Here is a 6,082-nt window from a genome sequence, read left to right as displayed (position 1 = left end):
TACCACATCTCGATCTAAGGCACTGATCTAAAAGAGGAATTGATGGCCGGCTTCACAGCGCTCAGTGCTTCGTTACGTGCGCTGGTACCTCTCCCGTTACCGATTCAATGCCATGCGCGCCGATTGTATTGAACGCTTCGGCCAGCGCAGCGCCATCGGTCGGGAACAAATCGTCCCAAACCGTGGACGTCCCGAACGAGTCGACGATTTCCAGCACCCAGCCATCGCGGCCATTATTATCGGACCGATAGATGTGCACATCGACAGAGGTGCCGGCGCGGGTTACGGTCGCAGACAGCGGGGACAATGCAAGTGGGTGAAACGCTTCTTCCGTCGCACGGCCGAGCGAATCAACAAGGAACAGGTCGTCGAACTCGTTCTCGTCTTGCGCGTCCGGATCCCTCCGCTCGGTCCGCTTGCCTGTCCTGTCTTTCGGCCTTGAAACTGCCGGGATCATGTTTGGCCGCTCGCCTTGTTCCATCAATTTTCGGCGCTCCTCGCACCAGTATTGATGGATATTGAGCGCTGAGGCCGTGAGCAAGTTTGCGAACGATCGACGTTGCTCGACCGTGTAATCTCGCTGCACCAGATCTTCGTATCCGGAGGCGGTCCCGAACAAAAGGATGACATTGAACCAACTGGGGTGCCGTTCAATCAGCGGCTCCCAAGCTTCCCGGTCCAGGTCGATGCCCTTGCAATAGCCCTCGCACCATTCGTCGAGGATGAGAATCTCTTCACCCTTCCACTCGGTGGAGTGCAAAGGAGGCGAGAACAGATCGGGACAGTGATTCAGGGTGTTGTTGACGTCGTTCCAGTATTGAATGATCAGCCCGGTGACCTTGCGTGCCCGACCTGCTGACAGAAATCTGGGCTGACGTGTTGCGTGCCTTGCATCCCAGATCCACGGAAGAATTGTGCTCGGCATGATCACGTTCGGTCCAGAGATGACGGCGGTCAGAAAGCCGTGCAACATGACGGCGTCCATCGCATCGTCGCAAACGGCATTGCTGGAAAGAAAGCGTTCGAGGAAATCAAACTCTTCGTCAGTTAGCGGCTCGTCGAATTCGGGATCGAGATTCATAGTATTCCCCACGGTAATACACGGTAGACGCGATGCTGATCGCCTGTGCTGTCATTGTCGCTGACGTGCAACTCGACGCAGCGCTCGCACGCAATCATTTCGGCGAGCGTTGGGATGACGACATTTTACCCGATGGGTCGATGTGTGAATCGAGCTGACGGTCGGCACATCGACGAATTTCCATGCATCCCTATCGCTAACCCTTATTATCGATAGGGCTACATTTCTGGATAAAACTCCCGTTTCGGGAAACGCGCCACACCTGACCTGCAACTCGGCTACCATCACGTTGCCTATAATCCCCGGATGCCGAACGCTCCGTCGCCACCATCCTTTCCTGACACCGCGTCCCTGTCCGCGCTGCGAGCGTGGTACGCGGGCGTTGGCTCGCGAGAGGCGGTCGAGCGCTATTGTCCGCAGGCGCTCGAAGGCGGCCAGTCGGCGCGCGGCGTGATCGGACGAATTCGTCGACAGCTTGCCGGTTTCGCCCTCAGCCGGCATCGCGCCGATCTGGCCCGGCTGTTCCAGTGCGCGGTGGGCGAACGGTCCCGTCACCGCAAGGCCGCGACCCGGGCGCTGGATATCCTGCCAACGCTTGCGATCCCACAACCGCAGGTGAGCGATTCGGTCGATGTCTGGCTGCCAGCCCGTGTTGTCCCCGTACTGCATCAGCATGGCATCCGGACGCTGGCTGATCTGACCGTACGCATCCCTCGTCGCCGACGCTGGTGGCGCACGATTCCCGGACTCGGCGTGCGCAGCGCACGGCACATTGAAACCTTCTTTGCCGCCCACCCGGTGCTCACCGAACGCGCCCGCGCGCTGGTCGTCGTGACGGCGCCGGAGTCCGTGGTGCCGTGGGAAAACATTCGCGTGCCACATGACGTCGACGGCTCGCGCGGCGCCTTTCGTGCGCCGAAACCGATGTGCGCGCTCGAGGCCGATAACGACTATCAGGCGATCAGCGCCTGGCTCGACCGGAACGAAGCCGCCGAAACGCAGCGAGCCTACCGCCGGGAGGCCGAGCGCCTGCTGCTATGGGCGATTGCCGAGCGCGGCAAAGCGCTGTCTTCGCTCACGAGCGAGGATGCGACCGCTTATCGCGCCTTCCTGCGCCATCCCACACCCCGCGCCCGGTGGGTCGCGCCGGCGCGCCCGCGATCGTCGTCCGAGTGGCGGCCGTTCACGGGCGTGCTGTCGCCAGATTCCATCGCTTACGCGCTGTCGGTTCTGAGTGCAATGTTTCGCTGGCTGATTGAGCAGCGCTACGTGCTCGCGAATCCGTTTGCCGGCCTCAGGGTGCGCGGCGCGCAGCGCAATGGTGAGCTGGACATCTCGCGCGCCTTTACGGCCGGAGAGTGGGAGTTGATCCGCACGATTGCCGATGGCCTCGAATGGTCGTATGGCTGGGCGGTCCCCGCCGCACAGCGTCTGCGCTTTCTGCTCGATTTCGGCTACGCGACCGGCCTGCGCGCGGGCGAACTGGTCAGCGTTACACTCGGCGGCATCATGACCGGCACCCGCGGCGAGCGGTGGCTTCACCTCACCGGCAAGGGTGCGAAGGCCGGCAAGGTGGTGTTGCCGCCGCTCGCGCGATTTGCGTTGGACCAGTACCTGATGCAGCGCGGTCTGCCCGTGAGCTACGCACGCTGGGCACCGGATACGCCGCTGCTCGGCCATCTCGACGAACCCGGTGGCATCACCACGCCGCGTCTGAGGGAGGTGCTGCGCCGGTTCTTCCAGACCGCCGCCGACGCAATTCGGGCCGACCACCCGGCACTCGCCGACAAGCTGCAGCGCGCGACGCCACACTGGCTGCGCCACACGCACGCAACAAACGCTCTCGCACAGGGCGCCACGCTGACGACTGTGCGCGACAATCTGCGTCACGCGTCGATCACGACGACCTCGATCTATCTGGACGACGACGAAGTTCAGCGTACCCGGCAGATCGAGCAGATCTTTGTGCGGCGGCAGCCAACGTGACGACTGTCCACGAGACCATCTATCCGGTGCTGCCGGCTGAGCCGGGCGCGGCGGAGCTGAAAGCGGCATTCACGCCGAGCGCCGCGGAAATCCGCTTCGTGCGCCGGCAATCCCGGCAGGAAGCCTCCGCCGTATTGATCATGGTGCAGTTGAAGCTGCTGCAGCGTCTCGGTTACTTCCCGATGCTCGTGGAGGTACCGCCCGCCATTGTCGATCACATCCGGACGTCGATGCGGGCCCGCGCCCTGTCCCGGACGGCGATCGCACGGTATGACGTGTCGGGCACCCGGATCCGTCACCAGAAACTGCTGCGCGGCTGGCTTGACATCCGGGCGTTCGATGCGAGTGAGGCGGCGTCGCTTGCTGAACTGGCGTCGGCGGAAGCCCGGACAAAGATCGAACTGCCCGATATTACGAACGTGCTGATCGAGGAACTGGTCCGGCGCCGGTACGAGTTGCCGCCGCTGGCGACGCTGCAGCGCATCGCCACGCAGGCGCGCAACGATCACAACGAGGCGATCTATGGGGCCATCACCGGCGCACTCGATGCAGCACTCGTCGAACGCATCGACGCGCTTCTCGTCGTCAAGGCCGGCAAGTCCGGTTGGGATGATCTGAAACAGGAGCCGAAGCGACCCGCCGCGCGGGCGATCGCCAGCTTCCTCAAACATATCAACGGGATCAGGAAACTGGCGGAAGGCTTGCCGGCGCCATCCTCTATCCTGTCTGTTAGCAAGCGGGCCCAACTGGTCACCGAAGCGCGGGCGCTCGACGTCGCGGAACTGCGGTCGCTCAAGACCGCGAAGCGTCATGCGCTTGCGGTGCTGTTCATCCAGGCGCAGTTGCAGAAGGCGCTTGATGATGTCGCCGAGATCTTCATCAAGGTGGTGCGCAAGTTGGAGTCCTACGCAAAGGTCCGGCTGCAAAAATACCAGCTTGAACACGCCGGCATGCTGGAGGGACTGGTCGGGCAGTTCCGGGACGTCCTGCAGATTCTCCAGGATGAGGGCGTACCGGAGCCTAAGCGGTTACCGAAAATCCGCGAGGCGCTCGGCGACCCGGCCGAAGCGCTCGCGCAATGCAACGAGCACATCGCTTATGCCGGGCAGTTCGATCTGCCGTTTATGCTCGTGCCGTACCGCACCCAGCGCTCGCTGCTGTTCCAGTGCCTGGACGTGCTGCCGCTGCAATCGAGCTCGCAGGACCGCGCAGTGCTGGTCGCGCTCGCGTGGCTGCAAGGTTTCCGCAACGCGCACCGCGAATACCTGCTGCTGACCGACAACGACTTCGCGAACCTGCCGCTGGACTGGTTGCCGGAGAAGTGGGAGCGCGCGGTGTTCCCGCACGGACGGGACAGCCGGATGCTGCACCGCCGGTTCTTCGAACTGGGTGTCTTCAGCCAGATCATGCGGGAACTCAATTCCGGCGACCTCTATGTGGAGGGCAGCGACCGCTTCGACGATTATCGGGTGCATCAGGTCACCGACGAGGAATTCCGGCGTGAACTGCCGCGCTACTGCGAGATCGTGGGCTTGCCCACGGACGGCAAGAGCTTCGCGAAGGATCTGCGAGACAGGCTGAACGCGGCGCTCGACGAGGCCGATGCGAACTTCCCGGCAAACGACAGCATCGAGTTCGCCAATGAGGAACTCGTCATCCACAAGCCGGGCAAGGAGCCCGAGCCGCCGAACCGCACGCTGATCGATCAGGCCATCACGGCATCGATGCCGCAGCTCAGCATCCTGGATCTCCTCACCGAAACCGAGCAGTGGCTCGACCTGCATAAACTGTTTGGACCGCTATCCGGGTTTGACGCGAAGATCGACGATCCGCGCAAGCGCTTCATCACGACGCTGTTCTGCTACGGTTGCAACCTAGGGCCGAGCCAGACGGCGCGCTCGGTGAAAGGGCTCACTCGCAAACAGGTCGCCTGGCTGAACCTGAAACACGTCACGGAGGAGCGGCTCGACAAGGCGAACGTGAAGGTGATCAACGCGTACAACCAGTTCGCGTTGCCGAAATACTGGGGCAGCGGCAAGCGCGCGTCGGCCGACGGCACCAAGTGGAGCCTGTACGAGCAGAACCTGCTGTCCGAGTATCACGTTCGCTATGGGGGATACGGCGGGATCGGCTACTATCACGTATCCGACATGTACATCGCGCTGTTCAGTCACTTCATCCCGTGCGGTGTCCACGAAGCCGTCTATATCCTCGATGGGCTGATCCTGAACGGCGCAGACGTCAAGCCCGATACGATCCATGGCGATACGCAGGCGCAAAGCGGTCCGGTCTTCGGTCTGTCGTACGTGGTGGGCATCAACCTGATGCCGCGCATGCGCAACATCAAGGATCTCGTGCTGTACAAGGCTGACCGGCGGCGCAAATACAAGCATATCGACAGCTTGTGCCGTCAGGCGATTGACTGGGCGCTGATCGAACGTCACTATGCCGACATGATGCGCGTTGCGGTGTCGATCAAGGCGGGCAGGATGACGCCGTCGACAATCCTGCGCCGCCTCGGCTCGGAGAGCACGAAAAACAAGCTCTACTTCGCGTTTCGGGAGCTGGGCCGCGTGATCCGTACGCTGTTCCTGCTGAAATATCTCAATGAGCCGGAGCTGCGTCGCACGATTCACGCGGCAACCAACAAGAGCGAGCAGTTCAACGACTTCGCGCAGTGGCTGATGTTTGGTGGCGAAGGCGTGATTGCCGAAAACGTCCGGCACGAGCAGCGCAAGGTGATCAAGTACAACCACCTCGTCGCAAACATGGTGATCCTGTACAACGTCCAGTGGATGTCGCGCAAACTGAAGGAACTGCAGGCGAAAGGGCATCCGGTCGACGCCGAAGTACTCAAGGTGCTGTCGCCGTACCGACGGGAACACATCAACCGGTTTGGGGACTATCTGCTGGATCTCCTACGCCCCGTTCCGCCGCTCGATCCGACCATCGATTTTGCATTCAAATCAGCTGCTTAGACTGAGATGTGGCGGATTTTTTACGAATCCCGGTCAA

General features: G+C 61.9%; 3 protein-coding genes. 2 read left to right on the top strand and 1 reads right to left on the bottom strand.

All coding sequences use genetic code 11. The annotated features are described in order from the left end of the window. Positions 1-61: 61 nt before the first annotated feature. Positions 62-1,081, bottom strand: a complete 1,020-nt coding sequence (locus GNZ12_RS40380; protein ID WP_172318055.1) for a UPF0149 family protein — start codon at positions 1,079-1,081, stop codon at positions 62-64. Positions 1,082-1,387: 306 nt separating this feature from the next. On the opposite strand from GNZ12_RS40380, the gene GNZ12_RS40375 reads away from it, so the two are divergent. Both GNZ12_RS40375 and GNZ12_RS40370 read left to right on the top strand, forming a co-directional pair. Continuing rightward, positions 1,388-3,067: a phage integrase family protein gene (locus GNZ12_RS40375; RefSeq protein ID WP_172318053.1), complete on the top strand. Its 1,680-nt coding sequence runs from the start codon at positions 1,388-1,390 to the stop codon at positions 3,065-3,067. Beyond that, the gene (locus tag GNZ12_RS40370) at positions 3,064-6,045 is read left to right on the top strand and encodes a Tn3 family transposase (protein WP_172318051.1); all 2,982 of its coding nucleotides are present in this window, start codon (positions 3,064-3,066) and stop codon (positions 6,043-6,045) included. The genes GNZ12_RS40375 and GNZ12_RS40370 overlap by 4 nt, the downstream gene beginning before the upstream one ends. Positions 6,046-6,082 lie beyond the last annotated feature (37 nt).

Origin of the sequence: Paraburkholderia solitsugae, from assembly GCF_013177695.1 — a bacterium.
GTDB classification, from domain to species: Bacteria; Pseudomonadota; Gammaproteobacteria; order Burkholderiales; family Burkholderiaceae; genus Paraburkholderia; species Paraburkholderia solitsugae.
Note: the sequence above shows the minus strand (reverse complement) of the source record. Positions and strands in the feature narration are given on the sequence as shown.

Excerpts from the sequence above, each read along its gene's own strand:
- GNZ12_RS40375 (WP_172318053.1), top strand. The coding sequence starts at position 1,388 with ATGCCGAACGCTCCGTCGCCACCATCCTTTCCTGACACCGCGTCCCTG.
- GNZ12_RS40380 (WP_172318055.1), bottom strand. The coding sequence starts at position 1,081 with ATGAATCTCGATCCCGAATTCGACGAGCCGCTAACTGACGAAGAGTTT.